At 70.0% G+C, this 26,380-nt stretch carries 20 protein-coding genes; 16 read left to right on the forward strand and 4 right to left on the reverse strand.

All coding sequences use genetic code 11. The features are described from left to right. Nucleotides 1-101: 101 nt before the first annotated feature. Nucleotides 102-1,964 (forward strand): AAA family ATPase, encoded by a 1,863-nt coding sequence (locus AC1DCT_RS11360; RefSeq protein ID WP_477429236.1) that lies wholly within the window; start codon nt 102-104, stop codon nt 1,962-1,964. A 54-nt stretch (nt 1,965-2,018) separates the two neighbouring features. On the opposite strand, the gene AC1DCT_RS11365 is transcribed toward AC1DCT_RS11360, so the two are convergent. Continuing rightward, on the reverse strand, nt 2,019-2,804 hold the full coding sequence (locus AC1DCT_RS11365) for a DNA/RNA non-specific endonuclease (protein ID WP_440732764.1): 786 nt from the start codon (nt 2,802-2,804) through the stop codon (nt 2,019-2,021). A 194-nt stretch (nt 2,805-2,998) separates the two neighbouring features. Here AC1DCT_RS11365 and AC1DCT_RS11370 point away from each other — a divergent pair, with 194 nt between their 5' ends. The 6 genes from AC1DCT_RS11370 to AC1DCT_RS11395 all read left to right on the forward strand — a co-directional run bounded on the left by AC1DCT_RS11370 (nt 2,999) and on the right by AC1DCT_RS11395 (nt 10,077). Further along, nucleotides 2,999-5,107, forward strand: a complete 2,109-nt coding sequence (locus AC1DCT_RS11370) for an MDR family MFS transporter (protein WP_477429238.1) — start codon at nt 2,999-3,001, stop codon at nt 5,105-5,107. Between the two features lie 56 nt (nt 5,108-5,163). Further along, nucleotides 5,164-5,778: a TetR/AcrR family transcriptional regulator gene (locus tag AC1DCT_RS11375; RefSeq protein WP_441976547.1), complete on the forward strand. Its 615-nt coding sequence runs from the start codon at nt 5,164-5,166 to the stop codon at nt 5,776-5,778. Between the two features lie 195 nt (nt 5,779-5,973). After that, on the forward strand, nt 5,974-8,049 hold the full coding sequence (locus AC1DCT_RS11380; protein ID WP_477429240.1) for an MDR family MFS transporter: 2,076 nt from the start codon (nt 5,974-5,976) through the stop codon (nt 8,047-8,049). Between the two features lie 61 nt (nt 8,050-8,110). Then, nucleotides 8,111-8,743: a TetR/AcrR family transcriptional regulator gene (locus AC1DCT_RS11385; RefSeq protein ID WP_477229965.1), complete on the forward strand. Its 633-nt coding sequence runs from the start codon at nt 8,111-8,113 to the stop codon at nt 8,741-8,743. Then, nucleotides 8,740-9,324: a GNAT family N-acetyltransferase gene (locus AC1DCT_RS11390; protein WP_477429241.1), complete on the forward strand. Its 585-nt coding sequence runs from the start codon at nt 8,740-8,742 to the stop codon at nt 9,322-9,324. The genes AC1DCT_RS11385 and AC1DCT_RS11390 overlap by 4 nt, the downstream gene beginning before the upstream one ends. Nucleotides 9,325-9,873: 549 nt before the next feature. Further along, nucleotides 9,874-10,077 (forward strand): cold-shock protein, encoded by a 204-nt coding sequence (locus tag AC1DCT_RS11395; protein WP_045250254.1) that lies wholly within the window; start codon nt 9,874-9,876, stop codon nt 10,075-10,077. Between the two features lie 173 nt (nt 10,078-10,250). Here AC1DCT_RS11395 and AC1DCT_RS11400 read toward each other — a convergent pair whose 3' ends face one another. The 3 genes from AC1DCT_RS11400 to AC1DCT_RS11410 all read right to left on the reverse strand — a co-directional run bounded on the left by AC1DCT_RS11400 (nt 10,251) and on the right by AC1DCT_RS11410 (nt 12,998). Further along, entirely contained in the window at nt 10,251-10,925 is a 675-nt protein-coding gene (locus tag AC1DCT_RS11400; protein WP_477429243.1) for an HAD hydrolase-like protein, read from the reverse strand. Between the two features lie 26 nt (nt 10,926-10,951). Next, nucleotides 10,952-11,647, reverse strand: a complete 696-nt coding sequence (gene nucS, locus AC1DCT_RS11405; protein ID WP_441976552.1) for an endonuclease NucS — start codon at nt 11,645-11,647, stop codon at nt 10,952-10,954. A 127-nt stretch (nt 11,648-11,774) separates the two neighbouring features. Beyond that, nucleotides 11,775-12,998, reverse strand: a complete 1,224-nt coding sequence (locus AC1DCT_RS11410) for an MFS transporter (RefSeq protein WP_440732772.1) — start codon at nt 12,996-12,998, stop codon at nt 11,775-11,777. A gap of 59 nt (nt 12,999-13,057) precedes the next feature. Here AC1DCT_RS11410 and AC1DCT_RS11415 point away from each other — a divergent pair, with 59 nt between their 5' ends. The 9 genes from AC1DCT_RS11415 (at nt 13,058) to AC1DCT_RS11455 (ending at nt 26,348) form a co-directional block, all read left to right on the forward strand. Then, nucleotides 13,058-14,152: a LacI family DNA-binding transcriptional regulator gene (locus tag AC1DCT_RS11415; RefSeq protein ID WP_477429246.1), complete on the forward strand. Its 1,095-nt coding sequence runs from the start codon at nt 13,058-13,060 to the stop codon at nt 14,150-14,152. Nucleotides 14,153-14,271: 119 nt separating this feature from the next. Next, on the forward strand, nt 14,272-17,217 hold the full coding sequence (locus AC1DCT_RS11420; RefSeq protein WP_477429247.1) for a Na+/H+ antiporter subunit A: 2,946 nt from the start codon (nt 14,272-14,274) through the stop codon (nt 17,215-17,217). Continuing rightward, a complete protein-coding gene (locus tag AC1DCT_RS11425; protein WP_477429249.1) occupies nt 17,217-17,816 on the forward strand; it encodes a Na(+)/H(+) antiporter subunit C in 600 nt (199 codons plus the stop codon). The genes AC1DCT_RS11420 and AC1DCT_RS11425 overlap by 1 nt, the downstream gene beginning before the upstream one ends. Beyond that, entirely contained in the window at nt 17,813-19,375 is a 1,563-nt protein-coding gene (locus AC1DCT_RS11430) for a Na+/H+ antiporter subunit D (protein WP_440732776.1), read from the forward strand. The genes AC1DCT_RS11425 and AC1DCT_RS11430 overlap by 4 nt, the downstream gene beginning before the upstream one ends. Continuing rightward, on the forward strand, nt 19,372-20,049 hold the full coding sequence (locus tag AC1DCT_RS11435; RefSeq protein ID WP_477429251.1) for a Na+/H+ antiporter subunit E: 678 nt from the start codon (nt 19,372-19,374) through the stop codon (nt 20,047-20,049). The genes AC1DCT_RS11430 and AC1DCT_RS11435 overlap by 4 nt, the downstream gene beginning before the upstream one ends. After that, nucleotides 20,046-20,315 (forward strand): MrpF/PhaF family protein, encoded by a 270-nt coding sequence (locus AC1DCT_RS11440; RefSeq protein ID WP_045271280.1) that lies wholly within the window; start codon nt 20,046-20,048, stop codon nt 20,313-20,315. The genes AC1DCT_RS11435 and AC1DCT_RS11440 overlap by 4 nt, the downstream gene beginning before the upstream one ends. Before the next feature lie 58 nt (nt 20,316-20,373). After that, nucleotides 20,374-20,763 (forward strand): monovalent cation/H(+) antiporter subunit G, encoded by a 390-nt coding sequence (gene mnhG, locus AC1DCT_RS11445; protein ID WP_440732778.1) that lies wholly within the window; start codon nt 20,374-20,376, stop codon nt 20,761-20,763. A 665-nt stretch (nt 20,764-21,428) separates the two neighbouring features. Then, nucleotides 21,429-22,064: an endonuclease domain-containing protein gene (locus AC1DCT_RS11450; protein ID WP_477429253.1), complete on the forward strand. Its 636-nt coding sequence runs from the start codon at nt 21,429-21,431 to the stop codon at nt 22,062-22,064. A gap of 198 nt (nt 22,065-22,262) precedes the next feature. After that, nucleotides 22,263-26,348 (forward strand): Pls/PosA family non-ribosomal peptide synthetase, encoded by a 4,086-nt coding sequence (locus AC1DCT_RS11455; protein ID WP_477429254.1) that lies wholly within the window; start codon nt 22,263-22,265, stop codon nt 26,346-26,348. Nucleotides 26,349-26,380: the final 32 nt, after the last annotated feature.

Consider the following 26,380-nt stretch of genomic DNA (forward strand, 5'->3'; position numbering starts at 1 on the left):
ACGACCGGGCTGAGCGTGCGCCGCGCACTCGGTCACCCGCCCTCGAAGCCCGTGTCGTCCCGGCCTTCCGCACGCGTGCTCCCGTCCACTACGTTCGTCCCGTGAGCCCACGGTCGTTGCGCGCCGCTGCAGAGGAATCCGACGCCGCGCGCTTCGTCGGCCGGGATCCGGAGATGGCCACGGTCGCGGACCTGCTCGACGCTGACACGCCGAGCCGGATCCTGTTCGTGCACGGACCCGGCGGCATCGGCAAATCGACATTGCTGCGGGCCGCCGCCGCGCTCGCGGATCGCCGGGGACTGCGCACGTCGCGGATCGATGCACGCACCCTGCCGCCCGAACTCGAGCACGCGGTCGAGGTCGTCATGTCCGGTAGCGCCGTGCGGCGGTGTGTCGTGATCGACGAGGCGGATGCACTCGGTCCGCGCCTCGACGTGCTGCGCGACCGGCTGCTGGACGAGCTCGCCGACACCAGCTGCCTTCTGGTCGCGGGCCGCAAGGGACCCTCCCCGTCGTGGCGCAGCGCGGGGCTGGACGCGATCGTCGTCGGACTGCCGCTGCGCCCCCTCACCGACGAGCACTCCGCCGAGCTGCTGCGCTCGCGGGGAATGGATGAGGCGCAGGTCGCGGAGATCGTGGAATGGGCGCAGGGATCCCCGCTCGCCCTGACGGTCGCCGCCAGCGCTCCCGCAGGTCGCACCGACGGCCCGAGCTCAGCCGCGCTCGAGCAGCGGCTGACGCAGTGGCTCGTCGGACAGCCGATCCTCGACGTATCCCGCGACGTTCTCGAGGTCGCTGCTCTCGCCCGCACTGTCGACGCTCGCCTGCTGAGCGCCGCCCTTCCCGGGCAGGCCACTCGCGACGGCCTGCGGCGCCTCGCCGCACTGCCCGTCGTGGAGCGTCTCGGAGACGACATCGCGCTGCACACGGTCCTCGCCGCGTCGATCCGCGAACACCTGCGCAGCACGGCCCCGGCGCGGGCGGCCGCGCTTTCGCGGCGCATCGCCGAGCACCTCGCCGCGCGTGCGAGGCTCGGCGACATGGGGGCGCTGCTGCGGCTGTCCCGGCTGCTGGAGAGCGCCGAGCTGCGGGCCGCGATCGGCAACGATCCCAGCGACGAGTACTACGCCGACAATCGCCTGCATCCGGGTGAGCTCGAGCGTTTCGGGCGCCACCATGGCTTCGACGACGGCGCGGACTGGGGTGAGGTGCTCGACTGGTTGCAGCGGCCTGAGGGCCTGCTGTTGATCCGCCGCCGCGACGGCGAGGCCGTGATGGTGACGCGTTTCGTCGCGGTGCGGGAGCTTGCGCACACCGCCGCGCCGATGAGGCAGCCGGATCCGCGGAGGTCGCATGAACGGGACTCGGGGCCGGCGCCCGGCGCCATCGCGAGGAGCCTGGCGCTCGCCGCGGAACGCACAGACGCGGATCCGGCTCGGTCATTCGCCGGCGTCGTGCTCTTCGCCGACGGTCCTGCGCGCGACGCGGCGGAGGCGGCGCGGCTCGGCAGCGGCGCCTTCATGCTGCAGCACGGCGTCGGCGACATGCAGTCGATGTTGATCCACTACCCCGAGCCGGATCGCCGACCGCCCGTGCCGTCGAGCATCGCGAGCGAGGTCACGGGTCCCCTTCCGCGGCCCGTGGCGCTGAGCGACTTCCGCCCGTTCGGGGCGATCGGCAACGTGGAGGCGATGGTGCTCGGCGAACTCGGGTTCGTGCCGCGCTCGATCGACGCCGGTCTGCTTCTCGCCGAAGACGACGACCCCGTGCGGATCGCCGCACTCACCGCCCGGCTCGACGAGGTGTTCGGAGCGGGCGCGGAGGACCGTCGTCAACGGCGGGCGCTCGAGCTCGTCCACCTCGGCACGCGCACGAGCGAGGAGGAGTGCCTCATGGCGCTCAACGTGAGCAGACGCACCTGGTTCCGCATTCTTCGCGCCGCACGGGAGCGCGTGGCCGGCTGATCGCCTCGGCGGGCGGATGTTCCGTCCGCCCGTTTCCGTCCGCGGTCGGGTTGGTCAGACCACGACGTCGTCGAGCGCGTGGAGCAGACGCCACTCGCCCGGGCGGACCGTCCGCGTCGCGAGCACGTCGGCGGACTCCAGAGGCCCGACGTCGACGCCGGCGAGGGTCGCGATCTCGGAGACCGGCACCTGGAACGTGCGGAACCCGCCGAGCGGCGCCGTCGCGAGCAGGCCGTCCCTGGTGTCGACCAGGTCGGACTGATCGAGCACGAATCCCGCCGCCGCGAGCGAACCCGCCGTGTCCCACGCTGCGATCTTCCAGAAGCGCAGCGGGATCCGGATGCCGCGGTAGGGCGGGTCATCCTCGGCCAGGACCGGCGCCGTGAACACCGAGAGGCGCTGCGCCGTCGCCTCCGCATAGGTCAGCACATGGTCCTCGAGGCCCAGCCAGAGCTCCGGTCCCTGGTTGAAGTTCGCGGCCTGCGGCGCCGCGTTGGGGTAGACGAAGGTGGCCTCCATCGCCGCGCGCGCGTCACCGGTCTCGCCCCAGCCCGGATCTCGCCGGCGCACCAGATGACCACGATCGAGGTCGTTGCGGGCGTAGACGGCCGGGCCGGTCTGCTCATCCTCGCCGACCCGCGGATCGAGCCGCCACTCGCCCGTGCGCGGCAAGTCGCGCAAGGTCGCACCGTCGATGTTCACGCCGGTCGACGCTGCCAGCCGACGCTCGGGGTCCAGCAGCACGGTGAATCGCGGGTACGCGAGTTCGCGCACCTGGTGACCAGGGCGAGGAAGAGGCACGGTCGTCGCGAGGAACCCGGGGTCGTAGCCGTCCGTCATGCCTCCATCGTCGCCGAAGCCTCCGACAACCGGCCCGGCACAACGGATCCGAATCCGTGCGTGCAGGAAAGCTTGCAAAGGTGTAACATTGCAGGGTTGCAAGTTTTGCGCCGGCGTCGGCGCTCGCGTCGATCGATGAAGTCCGCGGGCAGGATCCGCACCGCTCCATCCCCCGTTCTCCTGGAAGGACCTGTATGGCAACCGCCACCGACACCGTCACGACGGTCGAGGCGCCCATCGCGCACGCGCCGAAGCCGATCATGACCCACAAGCAGATCATGCTGGTGATCTACGGCCTGATGAGCGGCATGTTCCTGTCGTCGCTCGCGCAGACCGTGTTCGGCACCGCGATCCGCACGATCGGTGACGACCTGCACGGCCTCGACCAGCAGGCCTGGGTGACGACCGCGTTCCTCATCACGTCGACCATCGCCGTGCCGATCTACGGCAAGCTCAGCGACATCTTCGGCCGCCGCCCGCTGTTCATCCTCGGCATCGTCATCTTCATCCTGGGCTCCACGCTCTCCGCGTTCTCGACCTCGATGATGATGCTGGCCGCGTTCCGCGCGTTCCAGGGCATCGGCGCCGGCGCGCTGATGGCACTCCCGCTCGCGATCATGGGCGACATCCTCGCTCCGCGGGAGCGTGCCAAATATCAGGGCTACTTCTTCGCGGTGTTCGGCATCGCGACCGTGATCGGCCCGCTGGTCGGCGGCCTCTTCGCCGGTGCGAAAGAGATCCTCTGGATCGACGGCTGGCGCTGGACCTTCCTCATCAACATCCCGCTGGGCCTGTTCGCCCTGTTCATGGTGATCACGTTCCTGCACCTACCCAAGGTCGGCAAGCACAAGGGCCCGCGCATCGACTGGTGGGGCGCCGCCGCCGTGATCGTCGCCCTCGTGCCGCTGCTCATCGTCGTCGAGCAGGGCCGCACCTGGGGCTGGGACTCGGTCGCCGCGATCGCCTGCTACGCGATCGGCGGGCTCGGCCTCGTGGCGTTCATCGTGATCGAAGCCCTCATGAAAGAGGACGCGATCATCCCGCTGAAGCTGTTCCGCTCCGGCACGTTCGCGATGGCCACCGTGCTCGGCGTCCTCGTGGGCTTCGCGATGTTCGGCGCCATGATGACGATCCCGCTGTACATGCAGATCGTCGTCGGCATGAACCCGACCGAGTCGGGGCTGTCGATGCTGCCGCTGATCCTCGGCCTCATCATCGCGTCGCTGGTCTCGGGACAGATCACCGCACGCACCGGCAGGTACCGCATCTTCCCGGTCCTCGGCACGCTCTTCACCGCCGTCGGCTTCCTCTCCCTCACGCTCATCCGCTACGAGACGCCCCTGTGGCAGATCTTCGCCGGCATGTTCGTGCTCGGTCTCGGTCTCGGCCAGCTCATGCAGCCGCTGACGCTCGCGAGCCAGAACTCGGTCGACCCGCACGAGATGGGCGTCGCCTCGAGCGCTGCCACGTTCTTCCGCCAGATCGGCGGAACGCTGGGCACGGCTGTCATGCTGTCGGTGCTGTTCTCGATGCTGCCGACCAACATCCTGCACGCGACCGAGGACAAGGCCAACCTGACCGCGGCGCTCGACGCCGCGCTGGATCCGGCGACGTCGTCCAAGAGCGAGAACGCGGCGATCATGAAGCAGCAGTGGAGCGGAGTCGTCGGTCCGCTGACCGAGGGCGTTCAGGCGCAGCTCGACAAGGGCGTGGCGGAGGGTGACGCGAAGGCCAAGTCCGCGGCCCGCGACGCCGTCACCACCGCCGTGACCGCGGGCGTGGACCAGGCCGTCGCCGCGGGTCAGCTGCCCGCTGAGGCCGCCCCCGCCGTGATCGCGCAGAAGGTCGCCGAGGCGACGCCTGCCGCCGAGGCCTCCGCGCACCAGCAGGTGCTGAACACGGCCGCGGAGAAGGCGCACGCCTCGGTGCAGGGCGACACGGTCGCGGTCGACTGGGCCGACCACGACCAGCGCACCTACTGGGTCGACCAGCTGGTGCCGACGCTGCAGGACCGGATCAAGAAAAAGGAGAACGACGCCTCCGGATCCGGTTCCTCCGGCACCGCGGTGAACGACACCTCCTTCCTGACGGGGGCGGACGCGGCGCTCAGCAAGCCGTTCAAGATCGGCTTCATCCAGGGGCTCGTGACGCTGTACTGGGTCGGCCTCGGCGTGATCCTGCTCGCGTTCGTGCTGACCTGGTTCTTCAAGGTTCCGCCGCTGCGCGCCCGCTCCGCCCTGCAGGAACGGGCCGACAAGGTCGGCATGACCGAGACCGGAAGCATCAGGACCCACAAGGCCTGAGCAGAGCCTGACGAGAGCCGGGGCGGAGCCCCGCTCCGGCTCTCGAGGAGACAGAGATGACGAGCATCGAAGAACCGGCGGCGGATCCGCACGCCGACAACTGCGGGCGTCGCGAGCGCAAGAAGCAGCAGACGCGCCTGGCGCTGCACGAGGCGGCGCTGCAGCTGGTCGACGAGCAGGGCCTCGACGGCACCACGGTCGAGCAGATCTGCGAGACCGTGGACGTCTCGCCGCGCACCTTCTTCAACTACTTCCCGTCCAAGGCGGCCGCAGCGCTGGATCTGCCGGACTCCGGGATCTCCCCCGAAGGAGCCGCCGCCTTCCGCGCCGCCGAGGGCGAGCTGGTTCCGGCGCTGTGCGAGCTCATCGGCGCCTCGATGGATGACGCGCAGCAGCGCAAGCGCATGAAGGCGCTGGTGCTGCGCCGCCCCGAGCTGATGCCCGCGTTCGCGCAGTGGATGGGAGGCGTGCGCGAGCAGTACTTCGCGCTCGTGCGCGAGCGGGCGACTGACGAGGAGGCGCTGGCCGCGGTCGCGCTGACGATGGCGGCGCTCAGCGTGATCGTGCACGACGGGACCGCCGGAGGCGAGCGTCCGGGAGCGGCGCGGCTGCTGGAGGGCGTGGAGCAGCTGGTGGCCGCTCGCGGCGCTCTCCTGCGCGACCCCGACTGACCCCGCGGTCGCTGAGCCGGTCGAAGCGCCCCGCCGCGCAGGATCCAGCAACCTCATAGCGATTCTGCGTTTGCGCAACCTTTCCTTTCGTGTAATCTTGCAGGGCTGCAACATTCTTGCCGCCAACGTCGGCGCTCGAAGCGACGGGTGTCGACGACGGGCGACGGCGTCCTCGATTCACGTGAAAGGGACTCCATGTCCACCGCCACAGCAACAACAGGGGCGACGCGCGCCGAGCGCTCGCAGAACGCCCCGATCATGACGCACAAGCAGATCCTGCTCGTCATCTACGGCCTCATGGCCGGCATGTTCCTGTCGTCTCTCGATCAGACGATCGTCGGCACCGCGATCCGCACGATCGGCGACGACCTGCACGGTCTCGACCAGCAGGCCTGGGTCACCACGGCGTACCTGATCACGTCGACGATCTCGGTGCCGATCTACGGCAAGCTCAGCGACATCTTCGGTCGCCGGCCGCTGTTCATCTTCGGCATCTCGGTGTTCATCCTCGGCTCCATCCTGGCGACGTTCTCGTCGTCGATGCTGATGCTCGCGGCGTTCCGAGGCGTCCAGGGCATCGGCGCGGGCGCGCTGATGTCGCTGCCGCTCGCGATCATGGCCGACATCCTCGCGCCGCGTGAGCGGGCGAAGTACCAGGGGTACTTCTTCGCCGTCTTCGGCATCTCCTCGCTGATCGGCCCGCTCGTCGGCGGCCTGTTCGCCGGTGCGAACGAGATCCTCTGGATCTCCGGATGGCGCTGGGTGTTCCTCATCAACCTGCCGATCGGCCTGATCGCGCTCGGCATGGTGATCGCGTTCCTGCACCTTCCGAAGGTCGGCAAGCACAAGAACCCCCGGATCGACTGGTGGGGCGCGACGGCCGTGATCGTGGCGCTCGTGCCGCTGCTGCTCGTCGCCGAGCAGGGCCGTGAGTGGGGCTGGGCCTCGTTCGGCGCGATCGCCTGCTACGTGATCGGCGGCCTCGGCGTGATCGCCTTCGTGCTGATCGAGATCGCGATGAAGGACGACGCGATCATCCCGATCCGGCTGTTCCACTCGCGCCCGTTCTCCTGGGCGACCGGGATCGGCGTGCTCGTCGGCTTCGGCATGTTCGGTGCCATGATGACCATCCCGCTGTACATGCAGATCGTCGGCGGACTCACCCCCACCGAGTCCGGATTCGCGATGCTGCCGATGGTGGTCGGACTCATGGGCTCGTCGATGGCGGCCGGGCAGATCACCTCGCGCACCGGAAAGTACGGCATCTTCCCGCGCACCGGCACGCTGATCATGGCCCTCGGCTTCCTGCTGCTGACCTTCGTCTCCTCGAACACTCCGGTGTGGTTCATGATGATCGGCATGTTCGTGGTCGGCCTCGGCCTCGGCCAGCTCATGCAGTCGCTGGTCATGGCGAGCCAGAACGCCGTCGAGGCCAGGGACATGGGTGTGGCCACGAGCGCCGCGACCTTCTTCCGCCAGATCGGTGGAACGCTGGGCACCGCGATCATGCTCTCCATCCTGTTCACCCTGCTGCCGCTGAACATCACGCACAGCATGGCCGACAAGCCGACGCTGACGGCCGCGCTGAACGGAGCTCTGGATCCCGCCGTCGCGGGCAAGGAGCAGAACAAGGCGGTCATGAAGCAGCTGTGGACGCCGATCACGGGTCCGCTCGAGCAGAACTTCCAGGCACAGCTCGACAAGGGCGCGACGGCGGCGAAGACCGCCGCGGGCCAGGCTGTGACGCAGAAGGTCACCGACGGAGTGAACCAGGCAGTCGCGGCGGGCCAGCTCCCGGCGGCTGCGGCGCAGACCGTGATCGCCCAGAAGGTGGCGGAGGCGACTCCGGCCGCCGAGACCGCAGCCCTGCAGGCGGTCGCCGACAAGGCGCACGCGACGGTGCAGGACGGCAAGGTCGTCGTGGACTGGTCGAACAAGGACCAGCGCAGCTATTGGGTCGACCAGCTCGTGCCGAACATCGTCAAGGAGCTGAACAAGGCGTCTTCGAAGACGTCGAGCGGATCCAGTAGCGCGGTGAGCGACACGTCGTTCCTGAACGGCGCGGATCCGGTGCTCACCAAGCCGTTCATGGTCGGCTTCACGAAGGCGATCGACGTCATCTACTGGGTCGGTTTCGGCGTGCTCATGCTGGCGTTCGTGCTGACGTGGTTCTTCAAGGCTCCGCCGCTGCGTACGCGCTCCGCGCTGCAGGAGCAGGCCGATGCCGCCGGTGTCAGCGAGACCGGCACCATCAGGACCCAGCAGGCCTGAGCGGATGGGCCGGAACGGGCGGATTCCCGTTCCGGCCCTCCCGTCGGGAAGGATGAGGAGCATGATCGAGACCGTCGACGGCCGGGGTGCCGCGAGCGAGCGCGTCGGCGAGGGCCGGCGCGAGCGCAAGAAGCAGCAGACCCGGCAGGCCCTGCATGAGGCGGCGCTGCATCTCGTCGAGGAGCAGGGCCTGGACGGCACCACGATCGAGCAGATCTGCGAAGCCGTCGATGTCTCACCGCGCACCTTCTTCAACTACTTCCCCTCGAAGGCGGCGGCGGCCCTGAAGCTGCCGGAGTCCGGCGCCGCCGACGACGTGGTGACGCGCTTCCTGCATGCTCGTGGCGAGCTCGTGCCGGCGCTGTGCGAGGTCGTCGGCTCGTCGATGGACGAGGGCATGGACCGGCATCGGATCAAGCAGCTGCTCATGCGCCGGCCCGAGCTGCTGCCCGCCTTCTCGCAATGGATGGGATCCGTGCGCGAGCAGCTCATCGAACTCGCCGAGCGACGGGCGGCCGACCACGACGAGGCCGTGCGTGCGGTGTCGCTCGTGCTCGCCGCGATGAACGTGCTGGTGCACACCCGCGCGACCCCGGACCGGCCGGGCGCCGCTCGTCTGCTGCAGGCCCTGGACGGACTCGTCGACGTGCGCGCCGCACGGATGTCGGATCCGGACTCTAGCCTGGAGGCATGACCTCCTCCGCTCTGGAACGTCTCGCCCTCCCCCTGCGCACCGAGCGCCTGATCGTGCGGGCGAGCACGCCGGCCGACTCCGACGCGGTGTGGCGCTATCGCCGCCTCGACGAGGTGTCCCGGTGGCTGACCACCGCGCCCGCAGATGCCGAGGAGTTCCGCGCGCACTTCACGGATCCGGAGCGACTCGCGATCACCCTGCTCGTGGAACTGCCGGGCACTGGCGTGATCGGCGACATCATGGTGCGCGTCGAGGACGCCTGGTCGCAGGCCGAGGTACGTGCGCAGGCTGCGGGCGTGCAGGCGGAGCTCGGCTGGGCGATGGATCCCGCGCAGCAGGGCCGCGGCTACGCGACCGAGGCGGTCCGTGCAGTGATGGCCGCGTGTTTCACCGTGCTGGGGCTGCGCCGGGTCAGCGCGGGCTGCTTCGCCGCGAACCAGGCGTCGTGGCGGATGATGGAGCGGCTGGGAATGCGGCGCGAAGAGCACAGCCGTCGTACGGCGCTGCACCGCAGCGGAGAGTGGATGGACGGCATGAACTACGGGATTCTCGCCGAAGAATGGCGCTCTCTGAACGATTGAGAGCGTTTTCCGATCGGCGCGCCCGTCCGTTCTGGACAGGGTGCGCGGCCTCGCCTAATGTGGACCGCGCGCACGTGAAGACGGCCGCTCCCGCCTGACGTCCCCAGCGAAGGTGGAAAGGTCTTCCCCAGAGACCGGCGGTCAGTGCGTGCAATGGCCCCCTCGGCGCATCCAGTCCCCAATGGATCCCCCGGGGGGGCCGCTTCGTCCCCAGTATTCCGATGTATTGAGATGATATCCCCGTGAGGCAGATTTGTCCCCCTTTTGGGGGACAAAACCTCAGAAGATGGGTTATGCTGATCTCAGACGCACCCTCCGGTCGTCCTGGGTCCCCATCGCTCCCCCCGCGGTGGGGACCCGCTCCATTTCCCGGCGCTGTGCCGTCGTGACCGGCGATTCTGGCGGCGGACGGTCGGATCCGGCGGTCGCGCAGACGTGCAACATTTTCGTCACCTTGTCATCCGGGGTGTTGCGATGCGGGCCGACTCGGATAGCGTTAGCATCGTCGACGCGTTTGCGCCGGCGTAAGCCCAAGCAAGAAGGCAGTACATGACTCAGGGCACGGTTAAGTGGTTCAACTCGGAGAAGGGCTTCGGCTTCATCTCCCCCGACGACGGTGGAGCTGACGTGTTCGCGCACTACTCCGCCATTGCATCCTCCGGCTACCGCTCGCTCGACGAGAACCAGCGCGTCGAGTTCGATGTGGCGCAGGGCCCCAAGGGCCTGCAGGCCGAGAACATCCGTCCGCTCTGAGCGACACGGAATTCTGAGACTCCCCCGGTGCTTCGGCACCGGGGGAGTTCTCTTTGTGCGGGCTTCGACGTGCGCGGCTTGACCATGAGACCGAAGCTGCGTCCCGAGACCGACGATTCGATCGTCGCTCTCGGGACGGAAGTTCGGTCTCGCGGATGACCAGGCGGATCCGGTCAGGCCGCGGGCAAGAGGATCCGCAGCAGCTCGTCGGGGGTCGCGACCTCGGCGACGGCGCCGGCCGACTCCCCCGGCTCGCCGAAGCCCCAGGTGACGAAGATCACGGGCACGCCGAGCGGGGCCGCACCCTCGATGTCGTGGAGGCGGTCGCCGATCAGGACAGGACGGCTGATGTCGACGCCCGCGTCGGCCAGACGGCCGAGCGCCCGGCGGAGGACCGCCTCCTTGCCGTCGTGCAGGCCCGCGGCGTCGGGCAGGGCGCCGGCGACCACGACGAAGTCGTCGATGAGCTCGTAGTGCTCGAGGATCGCGAGCACCTGGTTCTCCGGCTTCGAGCTGGCCGTCGCCTGCGGGATGCCGGCGGCCTTCACCGTCTTCAGCGCCTCGGCCACTCCCGGATAGATCCGCACGCTCGCGGCGTAGCCGTCGCGCGCGGCGAGGCGGCGGTACTCGCGGACGGCGCGGTGCGCATCCTCTGCGGACATCCCGGCGAACTCCTGGAAGGACTCGAACATCGGCGGTCCGATCCAGCGGGACAGGGCGCCTGCGTCGGGCTCGGGCAGCCCGAAGGACGTGAAGACCTCGAGCAGGCGCGGCAGGATGCCGGCGGATGCGTCGGCGATCGTGCCGTCGACGTCCCAGAGGATGCAGGAGTAAGGAGATGCGGCCACGTTCATGCCTTTCGGGGAATACGGGATCAGAACAGCCGCGGGATGCCGGACTCGATGCCCTTCATGTCCTCATAGTCGAGCACGAGGCACCGGATCCCCCGGTCCTCGGCCAGCACGCGCGCCTGGGGCTTGATCTCCTGCGCGGCGAACACACCCTGCACCGGAGCGAGGTGCGGATCCCGGCCGAGCAGCTCGAGATAGCGGGTGAGCTGCTCCACGCCGTCGATGTCGCCACGGCGCTTGATCTCGACGGCGATCGCGGCGCCGTCCGCGTCACGCACCATGAGATCGACAGGGCCGATGGCGGTCGGGTACTCCCGGCGCACCAGGGTGGCTCCCTCGGCGATCCGCTCCACCTGCTCGGCGAGCAGTCGCTGCAGGTCCGCCTCGACGCCGTCCTTCTGCAGACCGGGATCGATGCCCAGCTCATGCGCCGAGTCGTGCAGGATCTCGTAGATCTGCACGCGCAGCGCGTCACCGGTCTTCTGGTGGGTGACCCGCCAGACCTCGGTGACGCCGGCAGATGCCTCCTCCTCCCCCGGCTGCTCCGGTTCGAGGCGGCACGGCGGGCTCATCCAGTTCAGCGGCTTGTAGCTGCCGCCGTCGGAGTGCACGAGCAGGCTGCCGTCGCCCTTGTGCACGAGCAGACGCGTGGCGAGGGGCAGATGGGCGTTGAGGCGGCCGGAGTAGTCCACGGCGCAGCGGGCGATGACGAGACGCACCCGAAGAGCCTAGCCCGCTGCGCCGCAACACCTGCACGATCGTGCGACGGAGGCAGGACGGATCCACGGATGCGCGTCCCGGGGTCCTGCAGACGCGCCGCCCGCAGCGGCCGAGACGGGCGTGGGCTCAGCCCGCGGAGACCTTCTCCTCCTCGCGGAGCGGCCGGGCCGCGCCCGAGAACAAGCCGGAGAGAGCTGCCAGCACGACCAGGATGTAGAGCGTGTTGAGCAGGCCGATGTGGTTGCTGATGAAGCCGAGCACGGGCGGGCCGCCGAGGAAGGCGATGTAGCCGATCGTCGCGGCAGCGCTCACCCGCGCGGCGGCCTTGGCGGGGTCGTCGGCCGCGGCAGACATGCCCAGCGGGAAGCCGAGCGACGCGCCGACGCCCCACAGCGCCGCTGCCACGAACACCAGCGGGGTGCTCGGCGCCAGGATGAACAGCAGGATGCCGGCGGCGGCGGTGATCGCGAGCACCCGCAGCACCACGACGCGCCCGAAGCGGTCGACGAGCGGGCCGCCGAACAGGCGCACGACGGTCATCGCGACGGAGAACGTGGCCAGGGCCGCGGCGCCGAGCGCAGGACCCGCGTGGTGGTCCTCGGAGACACCGAGGGCCAGCCAGTCGTTGGCGCCGCCCTCCGCGAAGGACATGCCCAGCATCACGATGCCGAGGAAGTACGTGCGCGGCTCGCGCCAGGCCTCGAGCGCGACGTGCATCCGCTCGCGCCAGTGCGGCTTCTCCTCGGGCTGCGGGTCGAGCGCCGCTTCGCGATTGGGCACGTTCATCCAGCAGGCGAAGGCGAGCACGGCGATGATCACGGCGATGATCAGGGTGTGCGCGGCGACGTTCAGACCCAGGTTCACCACGAGAGCTCCCACCCCGGCGCCGATCACGGTGCCGAGGCTGAAGAAGGCGTGGAACACCGGCAGGATCGTCTTGCCCATCTGCTGCTCGATGGCGGTCGCTTCGACGTTCATCATCACGTCCAGCGATCCGTTGCCGAGGCCGAACAGCACCAGCCCCGCCACCACGACCGGCACGGAGCCCAGCACGTTGGTGCCCAGGCCCACCAGGCCGACGCCGATCGCGAAGCTCAGCATCGTGACGAGCATGCCGAGGCGCGCGCCGGTGCGCGCCATGACGGCGGGGCTCGTCGAGATGCCGATGATCGACGAGATGCCCATGCCGAGCAGCAGCAGGCCCATCTGACCGTTGTCGATGTGCAGGGCCGCCTTGATGTCCGGCACGCGCGACGCCCAGGTCGCGATCGACAGGCCGCTGGCGAGGAAGATCGCGAAGATCGCGGCGCGCCAGCGCACGAACTGGGAGCGGGTGAGGGCGGTGTCCATCCGGCCAGTGTATCGAATCGATTCGATCTCTGTGTTCCCAACGATGTTATTGTCGAGACATGACCTCGGATCCGGATGCTGCGGCGGTGCGGCGACGCGCCACGATCGCGGATGTGGCGCGTGCCGCGGGGGTGAGCCCGTCCACCGCGTCGGTCGTGTTCAGCGGCAAGGCACCGGTCGCCGACGCCACCAGGGAGCGGGTGCTCGCCGTCGCCGCGGAGCTCGGCTACACCGGCCCCGACCCCCGTGCCGCCTCACTGCGGCGGGGGCGCAGCGGCATCGTCGCCGTGGCGCTCGAAGAGCACCTGCGCACGGCCTTCCTGGATCCGATCAAGACCGCGACCATGGACGGGCTCACCGACGGCCTGGCCGCGCTCGGCGCCGGGGTGCTGCTGCTGCGGGATGACCCCGAGGCCGGGGCCGATGCGCCGACCCTCGCCACGGCGCCCATCGACGCGGCCGTGCTGATCGGCTGCAGCCCGCGCATGCGCGAGACCCTGCAGGCGGTGCGCAACCGCGGCTTGCCCGTGGTGGTGATCGAGGGCGACGCCGGCGACGACGTGCCCCGCATGGAGCTGGACAACGGCGAGGCTGCCGCGCAGATCGCGCACCACCTGCGTGCGCTCGGCCACAGGGATGTCGCCGTGGTCACGCTGCCGTTCGACGGGGACAAGGTGCGCGGCGATGCGACGCCCGAGCGCATTGCGATGATCACGACCCCTGTCACGAGCGCGCGCCTGTCGCCGACCCTCCAAGTCTTCCCGGACGCGCGCGTAGTGTCCGCCGCCAGCAGTCTCATCGACGAGGGCCTCATCGCGGGGCGAACCCTGTTCGCGGATCCGCAAACCCGACCGACCGCCGTCATCGCTCAGAGCGACCTCCTCGCCGCGGGCGTCATCCGCGCTGCGGAAGAGGTGGGTCTGCGCGTGCCCGAGGATGTCAGCATTGCGGGGTTCGACGGCATCGCCGTGGACGGGCTCGGCGAGCACGTGCTCACCACCGCCGTGCAGCCCGCGGTGGAGAAGGGACGCGCCGCGGGAGACGCCGTCGCGCGTCTGCTGGCGGGGGAGCAGGCCGCGTCCATCCGCTTCACCTGCACATTCCGCGAGGGCACCACGACCGGGCCCGTGCCCGCTCCGCAGCCGCTTTCGTGACGACGGCGGCGGTCGATTCCGGATCCGGCACGTAAACTGGCTCCGAACCCGCCCGCCTGTGTCGACCTGCACGCTCACCTGCTGAGTCCGCAGAGACCGACGAGCCAGAGGAGACCGCCATGCTGACGCTCCTCGCCGTGTTCGCCGTCGCCTCGCTGCTGCTACCGCTTCTGGTCTCATGGATCGGCGCCCGTGCCTTCGCTGTCGCGGCGCTCGTGCCGGCGGCCGCGTTCGTGCACCTGATCGCGCTGACGCCCCAGGTGCTCGCCGGATCCGATGACTCCGCGCTGATCCCGCGGGAGTCGATCGACTGGATCCCGCAGCTGGGACTGTCCCTCTCCTTCCGGCTCGACGAGCTGAGCTGGCTGCTCGCCCTCATCGTCACCGGCGTCGGGGCGCTCGTGCTGCTGTACTGCCGCTGGTACTTCCGCGGCTCGAAGGAGGGCATCGGCCAGTTCGCGGCGGTGCTGCTCGCCTTCGCCGGCGCGATGTACGGCCTGGTGACCACCGACGACCTCGTGCTGCTGGTGATGTTCTGGGAGCTGACCAGCATCCTCTCCTACCTGCTGATCGGGCACTATCACCGCCGAGGTGCGAGCCGACGTGCCGCGCTGCAGGCGCTGCTGGTGACGACGCTGGGCGGGCTCGCGATGTTCATCGGGGTGGTGTTCCTGGCCGTGGAGGCCGGAACCTCGAGCATGTCGCGGATCCTGGAGATCGCGCCCACCGGCCCGGTGGTCGACGCGGCGATCGTGCTGCTGCTCGTCGGCGCGCTCAGCAAGTCCGCGATCTTCCCGTTCCACTTCTGGCTGCCGGGCGCCATGGCAGCTCCCACCCCGGTGAGCGCCTACCTGCACGCCGCAGCCATGGTGAAGGCGGGCATCTACCTCATCGCGCGGTTCGCGCCCGTGTTCGCGCTGTCCGGCCCTTGGCGGCCGATCACGATCACCTTGGGCGTGTTCACGATGCTGCTGGGCGGCGTGCAGGCGCTGCGGGAGACCGACCTCAAGCGCATCCTCGCGTTCGGCACCGTGAGTCAGCTCGGCTTCTTCACCGTGGTGCTCGGCTATGGGACGCCGGACGCGATGCTGGCCGGGCTCGCGCTCGTGATCAGCCACGCCCTGTTCAAATCTGCCCTGTTCCTCATCGTCGGCGTCATCGACCGCCAACTGTCCACGCGTGATGCGAACGAGATCAGCGGCGTAGGGCGCCAGGCGCCGCTGCTCGCCATCTCCGGCTTCCTCGCCGTCGGATCCATGATGGGGATCCCCCCGACGATCGGATTCGCCGCGAAGGAGTCGACCCTGGCTGCCTTCTTCGACGAGGCGCAGCGCGGATCCCCATGGGGGATCGTCGCGCTCGTGGGCGTGATCCTCGGATCCATTCTTACCGCGGCATACGGAGCGCGGTTCCTCTGGGGGGCGTTCTGGCGGAAGAAGGACGCCACGGGCGCCTATATGCCCGACACGGAATGGCCGTCCCCTCCCTTCGGGTTCCTGGTGTCGCCGGTGCTGCTCGCGTTCGGCACGCTCGTGCTGGGCCCGCTGGCCTCGGCGGTCACCGTGGTGCTCTACGGCTACGCGGACGACGCGAAGGCACCCGGCTACGACGGTTCGCCCCTGGACCCCGGGTACCTGGCGCTCTGGCACGGTCTGGCACCGGCCCTGTTCCTCTCGCTGGGCGCGGTGCTGCTGGGTCTCGCGCTGTTCCCGCTCACGCGGCGCCTCGGCTGGGACCGCCGACCGCGCCTGCTGCCGTTCACCGCGCAGGACGCGTACTACTTCGTGATGCGGAGCGTGGACCGGCTCTCCCTGGTGACCACGTCGCTCACGCAGCGCGGTTCGCTGCCGGTCTACGTCGGCACGATCTTCGTGGTCGTGATCGCCGCCGAGACCACCGCGCTCATCGCGGGCGGCCCGGCGAATGCGCAGCTGAGCGCCTGGCACACGCCGGTGCAGCTCGTGGTGGCGCCGATCATGATCTTCGCGGGGCTGCTCGCGATCAGGGCGCAGAAGCGCTACACCGGCGTCGTGCTGGTCTCCGTCACGGGCCTCGGCATGGTCGTGCTGTTCGGCACGAGCGGCGCGCCCGATCTGGCGCTCACTCAGATCCTCGTCGAGACGGTGACGCTGGTCACCTTCGCGCTGGTGCTGCGGCGGCTGCCGGCCCGGATGGGGGAGCACAACGCCTCGGTCGGCCGTGTGCCGCGCGCGATCCTCGGCATCGCAGCGGGCGTGATGATGGCGCTCGTGGCGATCGTCGCCACCGGATCCCGGGTCGCCGAGCCCATCTCCGAGGCGTTCCCGAAGCTCGCGTACGAGCTCGGGCACGGCAAGAACGTGGTGAACGTGGCCCTGGTGGACCTGCGCGGCTGGGACACGATGGGGGAGCTGTCGGTGCTCGTGCTCGCGGCCACCGGCGTCGCCTCGCTCGTGTTCGTCACCCACCGCGCCGACCGGCTCTCCGCCACGAAGGCGCTGCCCGAGGGCCCGCGCCGGGCCCGGCGCGGCCCGCTCGTGGAGACGACCGAGGGCGTGCGCGTGCAGACGGCCGGTGACACGGCGCCGCGCGCGTGGCTCGTCGGCGGCGGCAACGTCAAGCCGGAGAACCGTTCGATCCTGCTCGAGGTGATCGTGCGGATCCTCTTCCACACCATCATCGTGGTCTCGATCTACCTGCTCTTCGCCGGCCACAACGCCCCGGGCGGCGGCTTCGCGGGCGGTCTTGTCGCGGGCATGGCCCTGGTCATGCGCTACATCGCGGGCGGCCGCTGGGAGCTGGGCGCCGCGGCGCCCACCGACGCGGGGCGTCTGCTCGGCGCGGGGCTCATCCTCGCGGTGGGCGCGGCCGTGGTGCCGCTGTTCTTCGGGCTCGCACCGCTCACCAGCGCGGTGTGGGAGGCGGAGATCCCCGTCATCGGCCACATCGAGTTCGTCAGCTCCACGTTCTTCGACATCGGCGTCTACCTCGTCGTGATCGGTCTGGTACTCGATGTGCTGCGCAGCCTCGGGGCCGAGGTCGACCGGCAGACGCTCGAGATGCGCGCGCGGGGGGTGGACATCTGATGGACGTCTCCCTGGTGCTCATCATCGTGATGGCGGTGCTGTTCGGCTGCGGCGTGTACGCGATGCTCGAACGCAGCCTCACCCGCGTGCTGATCGGGTTCCTGCTGCTCGGCAATGCGGTGAACCTGCTGCTGCTGATCGTGATGGGCCGGCCGGGACCCGCGCCGTTCTACGGCATCGCGGACGATATGAGCGACCCGCTGCCGCAGGCGCTCACCCTCACCGCGATCGTGATCACATTCGCGGTCTCCGCCTTCCTGCTCGCGCTCATCTACCGCTCGTGGCAGCTGGGCAAGGCCGACACGGTCGAGGACGACGAGGCCGACCTCGCCCTGCGCGAGCGCACCGAGATCGAGGAAGACCTCATGGACGACGAGGTCGATCTCGAGGACGAGGACGCCACGACCGACTTCGTGGGCGTCGTGACGTCGCCGATCCGTGTGCTGCACGCGAAGGATCTGGACGGGCTCGTCGATGACGCACCGGTGGACCGGCCGGATCCGCACCCGTTCTCCCGGGCGGATCGCTCGGCCCCTGAGGCGGAGACGAGCACACCCGAGACAGACGACGACCGCAAACCGGGGGAGGAGCCGCGATGAACGCCCTCGTCCCGCTGCTCGTCGCCCTGCCGCTGCTGGGCGCCGCGATCACGCTCGTGTTCGGCCGCAACACCCGCGTGCAGGTCATCGTCACCGTCGTCACGCTCGCCGCGGTCTCGGTGATCGCCGCGACCCTGCTCGTCGTGGTGGACCAGACCAAGCCGATCGCGGTGATGGTGGGCGGCTGGCCCGCCCCGTTCGGCATCGTGCTCTACGTCGACCGGCTCGCGGCGCTGCTCGTGCTCGTGTCGAGCATCGTGCTGGTCGCGGTGCTGCTCTTCTCAGTGGGCCAGGGTGCCGCGGATGGGGCCGAGGAGACCCCGATCTCGATCTTCAACCCGTCCTACCTGATCCTCGCGGCGGGCATCTTCAACGCCTTCATCGCGGGCGACCTGTTCAACCTCTACGTCGGATTCGAGATCCTGCTGGTCGCCTCCTACGTGCTGATAACTCTGGGCAGCACCGAGTCCCGGATCCGCACAGGCGCGGTCTACATCGTCGTGTCGCTGGTCTCCTCGGTGCTGTTCCTCGTCGCGATCGCGCTCATCTACGCGGCGCTCGGCACCGTGAACATGGCGCAGATCGCGGAGCGGATCGGGGAGATCCCGCCGAGCACGCAGCTCGTGCTGCACCTCATGCTCGTGGTCGCCTTCGGCATCAAGGCGGCCGTGTTCCCGATGTCGTTCTGGCTGCCGGACTCGTATCCGACCGCGCCCGCGCCGGTCACGGCGGTGTTCGCCGGACTGCTGACCAAGGTCGGCGTGTACGCGCTGATCCGCACCGAGACGCAGCTGTTCAACGTGTCGAGCATCAACACGCTGCTCATGATCGTGGCGCTCGCGACGATGCTGATCGGAATACTCGGCGCCGTCGCACAGGCGGAGCTGAAGAGGATCCTGTCGTTCACGCTGGTCAGCCACGTCGGCTACATGGTGTTCGGCCTGGCGATCGCGACGCCGGCTGCCATCGGCGCCACGGTGTACTACATCGTGCACCACATCATCGTGCAGACCACGCTGTTCCTCGCGGTGGGACTCGTCGAGCGACGCGCGGGCAGCACCTCGATCCTGAAGGTGCGAGGACTCATGAAGGCGGCGCCGCTCATCGCCGTGCTGTACTTCGTGCCGGCGATCAACCTCGGCGGCCTGCCGCCGTTCTCGGGGTTCATCGGCAAGTTCGCGCTGTTCCAGGCGGCGGCACAGGTCGCGACGCCGTTGATCTGGGTGCTCATCGTGGGCGGCGTGCTCACCTCGTTGCTCACGCTCTACGCCCTCATGCGCGCGTGGAACCTCGCGTTCTGGCGCAGCAAGGATGAGACGCCGGAGGAGATGGAGAACGAGCGCATCGCCCATCTCGGCAGCGCGCCGGCCGCCGACGAGCAGCAGGAGCGGCGCCGGATCCCCACGATCATGACCTTCGCGACAGGCGGCATGGTCGCGGTCACCCTCGCGCTGACCGTGTTCGCGGGCCCGATCTACGGACTCTGCGAGCGGATCGGCGCGAACCTGCTGCAGCCTGTGCACCTCGACATGCTCGATGGGGACGAGGTCTCCTCATGAACCCGGGGACGAAGCGGGGACTCTGGCGCGAGATCGGCCTGCAGCTGCCGTTCCTGCTCTGGCTGATCGTGCTGTGGATGCTGCTGTGGGGCCAGTTCACGGTGCTGTCGGCCGTGACCGGCATCGCGGTGGCGCTGTTCGTGACGCGCGTGTTCCGGCTGCCCACGATCGAGCTCTCCGGGCGGATCAACCTGTGGTGGGCGGCATTGCTGGTGGTGCAGTTCCTCACCGCGGTCGTGCACGGCTCGCTCAGCGTCGCCGCGCAGGTGCTGAACCCGAGGCGCGCGCCGCGGTCCGCGATCATCGCGGTGCCGCTGCGCTACGCCGACGACCTCGTGATGACCCACGTAGCGGTGACGTCGTCACTCATCCCGGGGTCGCTCGTGGTCGAGGCCGACCGCGACACCCGCACTCTGTATCTGCACGTGATCGGCGTGCGCTCGCTCGAGGACGTGGAGCACCAGCGCGCGGGCGTGCTGCGCTGGGAGCGCCGCATCGTGCGCGCCCTCGGCACTCCGGCGCAGGCCGCGCGGTTGCGCGCCGACGAGCGTGCCGAGGGGGAGCGTCTCGCCGGGGCGATCGCCGGGAGCTCCCCGACGCCGCGCCGACCGAAGGGATCCGGTCCGTCCCGGGGATCCGGCTCGTCCCAGGGATCCGAGGAGGGTCGCCGATGAATCCGCTGCTGCTCGTCATCATGATCGTGTTCGCGGTCGCCGCCGTGCTCGCCGTGATCCGCATCGTGATCGGACCCTCGATCCTCGACCGCGCCGTCGCCGCGGACGTGCTGCTCACCGAGGTGATGTGCGTGCTCGGTGCCGACATGGCGATCAACCACCACACCCGCACGCTGCCGGTGCTGATCGTCGTCGCCGCGGTCGGCGTGTTCGGCTCCATCTCGGTCGCCCGCTATGTCGCGCGGAGGGACAACACGCCATCATGAACGCCGTCACCATGAACCAGGCCTTCGCGCACCGGACCCGCAGCAACGGGGGAGCGCGATGAACGTGTTCGAACTGCGGATCCCCGATGTCGTCGTGGACACGGCGGTGTGGATCCTCGTCCTGATCGGGGCGCTCCTGTGCCTGACCGCCGCGATCGGGCTGCTGCGCCTGCGGGACGTGCCGAGCCGGCTGCACGCGGCCACCAAGCCGCAGGTGCTCGGTCTGCTGCTGATCTGCCTGGCGATCGCGCTCTCGCAGCGCTCCGTGATCGGGGTCGTGCTGGGGCTGCTGCTGGTGGCGCCGGTCGTGCTGATGCAGTTCGCGACCGCGCCCCTGTCGGCGCACATGGTCGGCCGCCAGGCCTACCGCAACGGCACGATCGACGAGCGCTCCCTCGTGGTCGACGAGCTCGCCGATTCGAAGCGCACCCCGCCCGGCGCGGGCTGAGGTCCCGGGCACCGGGCCGCGGAGCGCCGCCGAGGGCGGCTGAGGCCCAGCGCGGGGCGCCCGCCCGCGGGCCGCCTACCCGCGGGCTGCGTACCCGCGGGCTGCGGAGGGCAGTCGCTCCTACGCAGAAGCGGATTCAGGCTGAATTCGGCGGGCATCGGCCCGACGGACGGCGACGGGGGTGGGACGACCGGCTCCGAGTCTGGGTCACGACGCCGGCTGGTTCCGTATTCAGGATGAACCCGGTCTTTCACCGGACAAGACGCCGCGAATCCACTGATCCCGCAGATCGCTCCTGAATAGGGGATGGAGTGCCGGCGTCGCAGCACGTGAGCCTTCGTCCTGCACAGGCTGCGGCGCTGGCGCGTTCTACACGGGTTCCGGATTCATGCCCCGCCGCGCTTCGAAACCCCGAGAGAGTCGCGACCATGCATCACGACAATCCTCGTTCGCCGGCACCCCTCCCGAGGAGAGCGGTCTTCCTCACCGCAGAACTGCGTGCCGCGGGACTCACCTCCCGGACGATTCGCGCGGCGGTCGATGGAGGGAGCTTGATCAGAGTCCGTCGCGGGCGCTACGCCCGAGGCGATGCTCCGCCTGCGATCATTGCGGCGGCCAGAACGGGGGGTCGTCTGGACTGCGTGTCGATGCTGCGACTTCTCGGCGTGTTCGTACTCGACGAGTCTCGGCCGCACGTCCGAGTCAACGCCCACGCCGGTCGATTCGACAAGCGAGGTCTCGTGATCCACTGGCGAGTGCCGGAGGATGACATCTCTGGGCAAGACATGGTCAGCATCCGGGATGCAGCCGCGCAGGCTGTGCTGTGCCAGGAGGCCCGTGCGGCCGTCGCCACTCTGGACAGCCTGCTCCATCTGAAGCTGCTGTCGGAGGACGATTTGGATGCGATGTTCCGCGCACTTCCCGCGCGGACTCAGGTGCTGCGCCGTCTGGTCGACGGCAGGGCAGAGTCGGGCGGCGAGACGCTGCTACGCCTGATTCTGCGCACCCTTCCGGTGGATGTGCGGACGCAGGTCACGATCACGCGGGTCGGTCGTGTCGATTTCCTCGTCGACGGCTGGCTCATCATCGAGTGCGATGGCCGCGAGTTCCATCAGGGCTGGGACAAGCAACAGGAAGACAGACGCCGTGATGTCGAGGCGGCGGCCCAGGGCTATGTGACGGTCCGATTCATCGCGGCTGACGTCTTCGGCGACTCCTCCTCGGTTCGCACCCAGATCGCGCGGGTTCTCGACGCGCTGACTCCGCGATTCCGTCGCGCTCGTGTTCGCGATTCAGGATGAACGCCGGTTCTTGGCGAAATGTGGTGGAGTTTCCGCGGATCTGGCAATTCTGACCTGAATTGCGAACGCGAATCCCATGACCCCGCAGCCAGCCTCGCGGCAGCACAGCCCACCGGGATCCGCTTCACCTGCTGTTTCCCCGCCCGCGGTACCCTGGGCGCGCACGCGCCCTGTGTGCAGCCGCTCGAACGGAAACCGATGCAAGACATCCTCGACCGTGCCGCGCTCGCGGCGCTGCCGCGCACGCTGATCGACATCCTCGTCGACACCGCCCGCCGATACCCGGACGCCTCCGCGATCGAGGATGTGGACGGTGCGCTCAGCTACGCCGAGCTGCTCGCCCAGGTCTGGCGGACGGCGGCCCGGCTGCACGAGCACGGCGTGATGCGCGGCGACAGGGTCGGCATCAGGATGCCCTCGGGCGGACGCGAACTGTACCTCGCGATCCTCGGCACCATGGCGGCCGGCGCGGCGTACGTGCCGGTCGACGCGGACGATCCGCAGGAGCGGGCCGATCTCGTGTTCGGCGAGGCGAAGGTGCGCGGCGTGATCGGGGCGGGCGGGGTGTTCGCGCCGACGGCGGATCCGTCTGGCGCTGCCGAACAGCGGGTTTCCGCGGATCTGCACGGCGGTTCGACGCAGACAGGCGGATCCCGACCGGGCGGTGCATCCGGATCCGGCCTGTTCGCCGGTGAGGATCCGCACCCGAACTCGGTCGCGATCACGACCGTGCCGCACCCGATGCCGTTGGACGATGCCTGGATCATCTTCACCTCGGGCTCGACCGGCGTGCCCAAGGGCGTCGCCGTGAGCCACCGCTCCGCCGTCGCCTTCGTCGACGCCGAGGCGAACCTGTTCCTGCAGGATGCGCCGCTCGGCCCGGGTGACCGCGTTCTCGCGGGGCTTTCCGTCGCCTTCGACGCCTCGTGCGAGGAGATGTGGCTGGCCTGGCGCTACGGGGCCTGCCTGGTGCCGGCGCCGCGGGCACTGGTGCGCTCCGGCGAGGACCTCGGACCCTGGCTGCTCGGGCACGGCATCACCGCGGTGTCGACCGTGCCGACGCTCGCGGCGCTCTGGCCCCAGGATGCGATCGAGAACCTGCGCCTGCTGATCTTCGGCGGCGAGGCGCTGCCGCCCGAACTCGCCGCGCGTCTGGTCGGCGAGGACCGCGAGGTCTGGAACACGTACGGACCCACCGAGGCCACGGTCGTCGCCTGCGCGGCCGAGATGGACGGCGAGGCGCTGCGCGCCGGGGAGCCGGTGCGGATCGGTCTGCCGCTGGACGGCTGGGAGCTCGCGGTCGTCGACGGCGAGGGCGACCGGGTCGGCGAGGGCGAGGTCGGCGAGCTCGTGATCGGCGGCGTCGGACTCGCGCGGTACCTGGATCCGGCGAAGGACGCGGAGAAGTACGCGCCGATGCCGTCTCTGGGCTGGGAGCGCGCCTACCGCTCCGGGGACCTCGTGCGGTACGAAGAGGCGGGCCTGGTGTTCCAGGGCCGCGCCGACGACCAGGTGAAGATCGGCGGCCGGCGCATCGAGCTCGGCGAGGTCGAGGCCGCGCTGCAGAACCTCACCGCGGTGACGGCGGCGACCGTCGTCGTGCAGCGCAGCGAGGGCGGCATCCCCCTGCTCGTCGGCTATGTGGTGCCGACGGAGGGTTTCGACCGGCAGACCGCGCGCGCCGAGCTCGCCGAGACGCTCCCGGCGCCGCTCATCCCACTGCTCGCCATCATGGACGACCTGCCGGTGCGCACCTCGGGCAAGGTCGACAAGGCGGCGCTGCCGTGGCCGCTGACAGATCCGGACGCCGACGACTCCACGCTCACCGGCACCGCGGCCTGGCTCGCAGAGCAGTGGTTCGCGGTGCTTGGCACCCGGCCCCTCGACGAGGACGCCGACTTCTTCCAGCTCGGCGGCGGATCCCTCGCGGCCGCGCAGCTGGTGAGCCGCATCAGGGCCCGCGCGCCCGAGTTCACGATGGCCGACGTCTACGACCTGCCGCGGCTGCGGCGCATGGCCGACGCCGTCGAGGCCGAGGCGGGCGACGAGGACGAGGAGCCGGGAGAGTTCCACGAGTCCCGGCCCACGCCGCGTCGCATGCAGTGGATCCAGTCGATCCTGGGGGTGCCGCTGTTCGTGCTCGGCGGCATCCGGTGGGTGCTGTGGCTGCTGACCGGCAGCGCGATCCTGCATCTGGTGCCCGGGTTCGACTGGCTGCCGACGGCGCCGCTGTGGCTGCTGATCGTCGGACTCGTGGTGTTCGCGTCGCCGTTCGGCCGCATGGCGATCGCCGCGGTCGCCGCGAGGATGCTGCTCGCCGGCGTGCGGGCCGGCGACTATCCGCGCGGCGGCGGGGTGCACCTGCGGCTTTGGCTGGCGGAGCAGGTCAGCCACCAGATCGACCCGGTCGGCTTCGCGGGGGCTCCGTGGGTGAGCTACTACGCCCGGGCGCTCGGAGCGAAGATCGGCCCCGACGTCGACCTGCACACGCTGCCGCCCGTGACCGGCATGCTCGACATCGGCCGGGGTGCCGCGATCGAGCCCGAGGTCGATCTCTCCGGCTACTGGATCGACGGCGACACCGTGCGCATCGGCGGAATACGGATCGGCGCGGGCGCGGTCGTGGGCGCGCGCAGCACGCTCGCTCCCGGCACGCGCATCGGCCGCGCCGCCGAGGTCGCTCCCGGATCCGCCGTCTTCGGCCGGGTGCGCGCCGGGCAGCGCTGGGCCGGCTCGCCCGCCGTGCGCATCGGCGGCAAGTCCGCCCCGCTGGCGCCCGAGCGGCCGCCCGCTCCGCGGCGCTGGCTGTGGGCATATGCCGCATCGAGCATGGGCCTCGGGCTGCTGCCCGTGCTGGCATTCGCGCTCGGTGCGCTCGTGCTCGTGCAGGGCGGGCGCGGTGCGTCCTCGCTCGCAGCTGCGCTCCCGGGACTGGCGATCTGGCTCGTGCCCTCGGTGCTGGTGACGGGAGTCGTGTTCGCGGGGCTCGTCGTGGCGGCGACCCGGCTGCTGTCGATCGGGCTGCGGGAGGGGATCCACCCGGTCCGCGGCCGGATCGCGTGGCAGGCGTGGACCACCGAGCGCCTGCTCGACTCCGCCCGCACGCTGCTGTTCCCCGTGTACGCGAGCCTGATCACGCCGATGTGGCTGCGCCTGTTGGGTGCGAAGGTCGGATCCGAGGTGGAGATCTCCACGGTGCTGCTGATCCCGTCGATGACGACGATCGACGACGGCGCGTTCCTCGCCGACGACACCATGGTCGCGTCCTACGAGCTCGGCGGCGGGTGGATGCGACTGGCCGCGGCGCGCATCGGCAAGCGCGCGTTCCTCGGCAACTCCGGCATGGCGGGCGCCGGCCACAAGGTGCCCAAGGACGGCCTCGTCGCGGTGCTCTCGGCCGCGCCGGACAAGGCGAAGGCGGGATCCTCCTGGCTCGGATCGCCACCGGTGCGCCTGCGCCGGGTGGTGAACGAGTCGGACTTGGAGCGCACCTACCGTCCGCGCATGGCACTGCGGGTCGCCCGGGGCCTCTGGGAGCTGTGCCGCATCGTCCCGGTCATCCTCACCTGCGCGCTCGGGCTGGCGGTGCTGCTGACACTCGCCGCACTGGCCCTGAGCATCGGCCTGGTGTGGACCGTGGTGCTCTCCGGCCTCGTCCTGTTGGCCGCGGGCGCGGTCGCCGCCGGGTTCGCGACGGCGGCGAAGTGGGCGTTCGTCGGGCCGATCCGCCCGGGGGAGCACCCGCTGTGGTCGAGCTTCGTGTGGCGAACCGAGGTCGCCGACACGTTCACCGAGATGATGGCCGCGCCATGGTTCGCCAACGCGGCGGCGGGCACGCCCGCGCTCGCCGTGTGGCTGCGCTCGCTGGGCGCGACGATCGGCAAGGGCGTCTGGACGGACAGCTACTGGCTGCCCGAGCCCGACCTCGTGACGCTCGGCGACGGCGCCACGGTCAACCGCGGTTGCGTGGTGCAGACGCATCTCTTCCACGACCGGGTGATGAGCATCGACACGGTCACGCTCGAGGCGGGGGCGACCCTCGGCCCGCACAGCGTGATCCTGCCCGCTGCGACCATCGGATCCGACGCCACGGTAGGCCCCGCATCCCTCGTGATGCGCGGGGAGAGCGTGCCGGTGGGCAGCCGCTGGAGCGGCAATCCCATCGGGCCGTGGCGCGCGGTCAAGGTGCGCAGCTACCAGGATCCGGCGGCTTCGACCCCCGCATCGGACCGGCAGTCTCAGGTCCTCGAGATGCCCGACGGGCCCGAGGGCCCCGCCGCGTGAGCGCGCACGCCCCGCGATCTGTGAGCATGGAA

This window comes from Microbacterium sp. 10L49 (genome assembly GCF_056395125.1).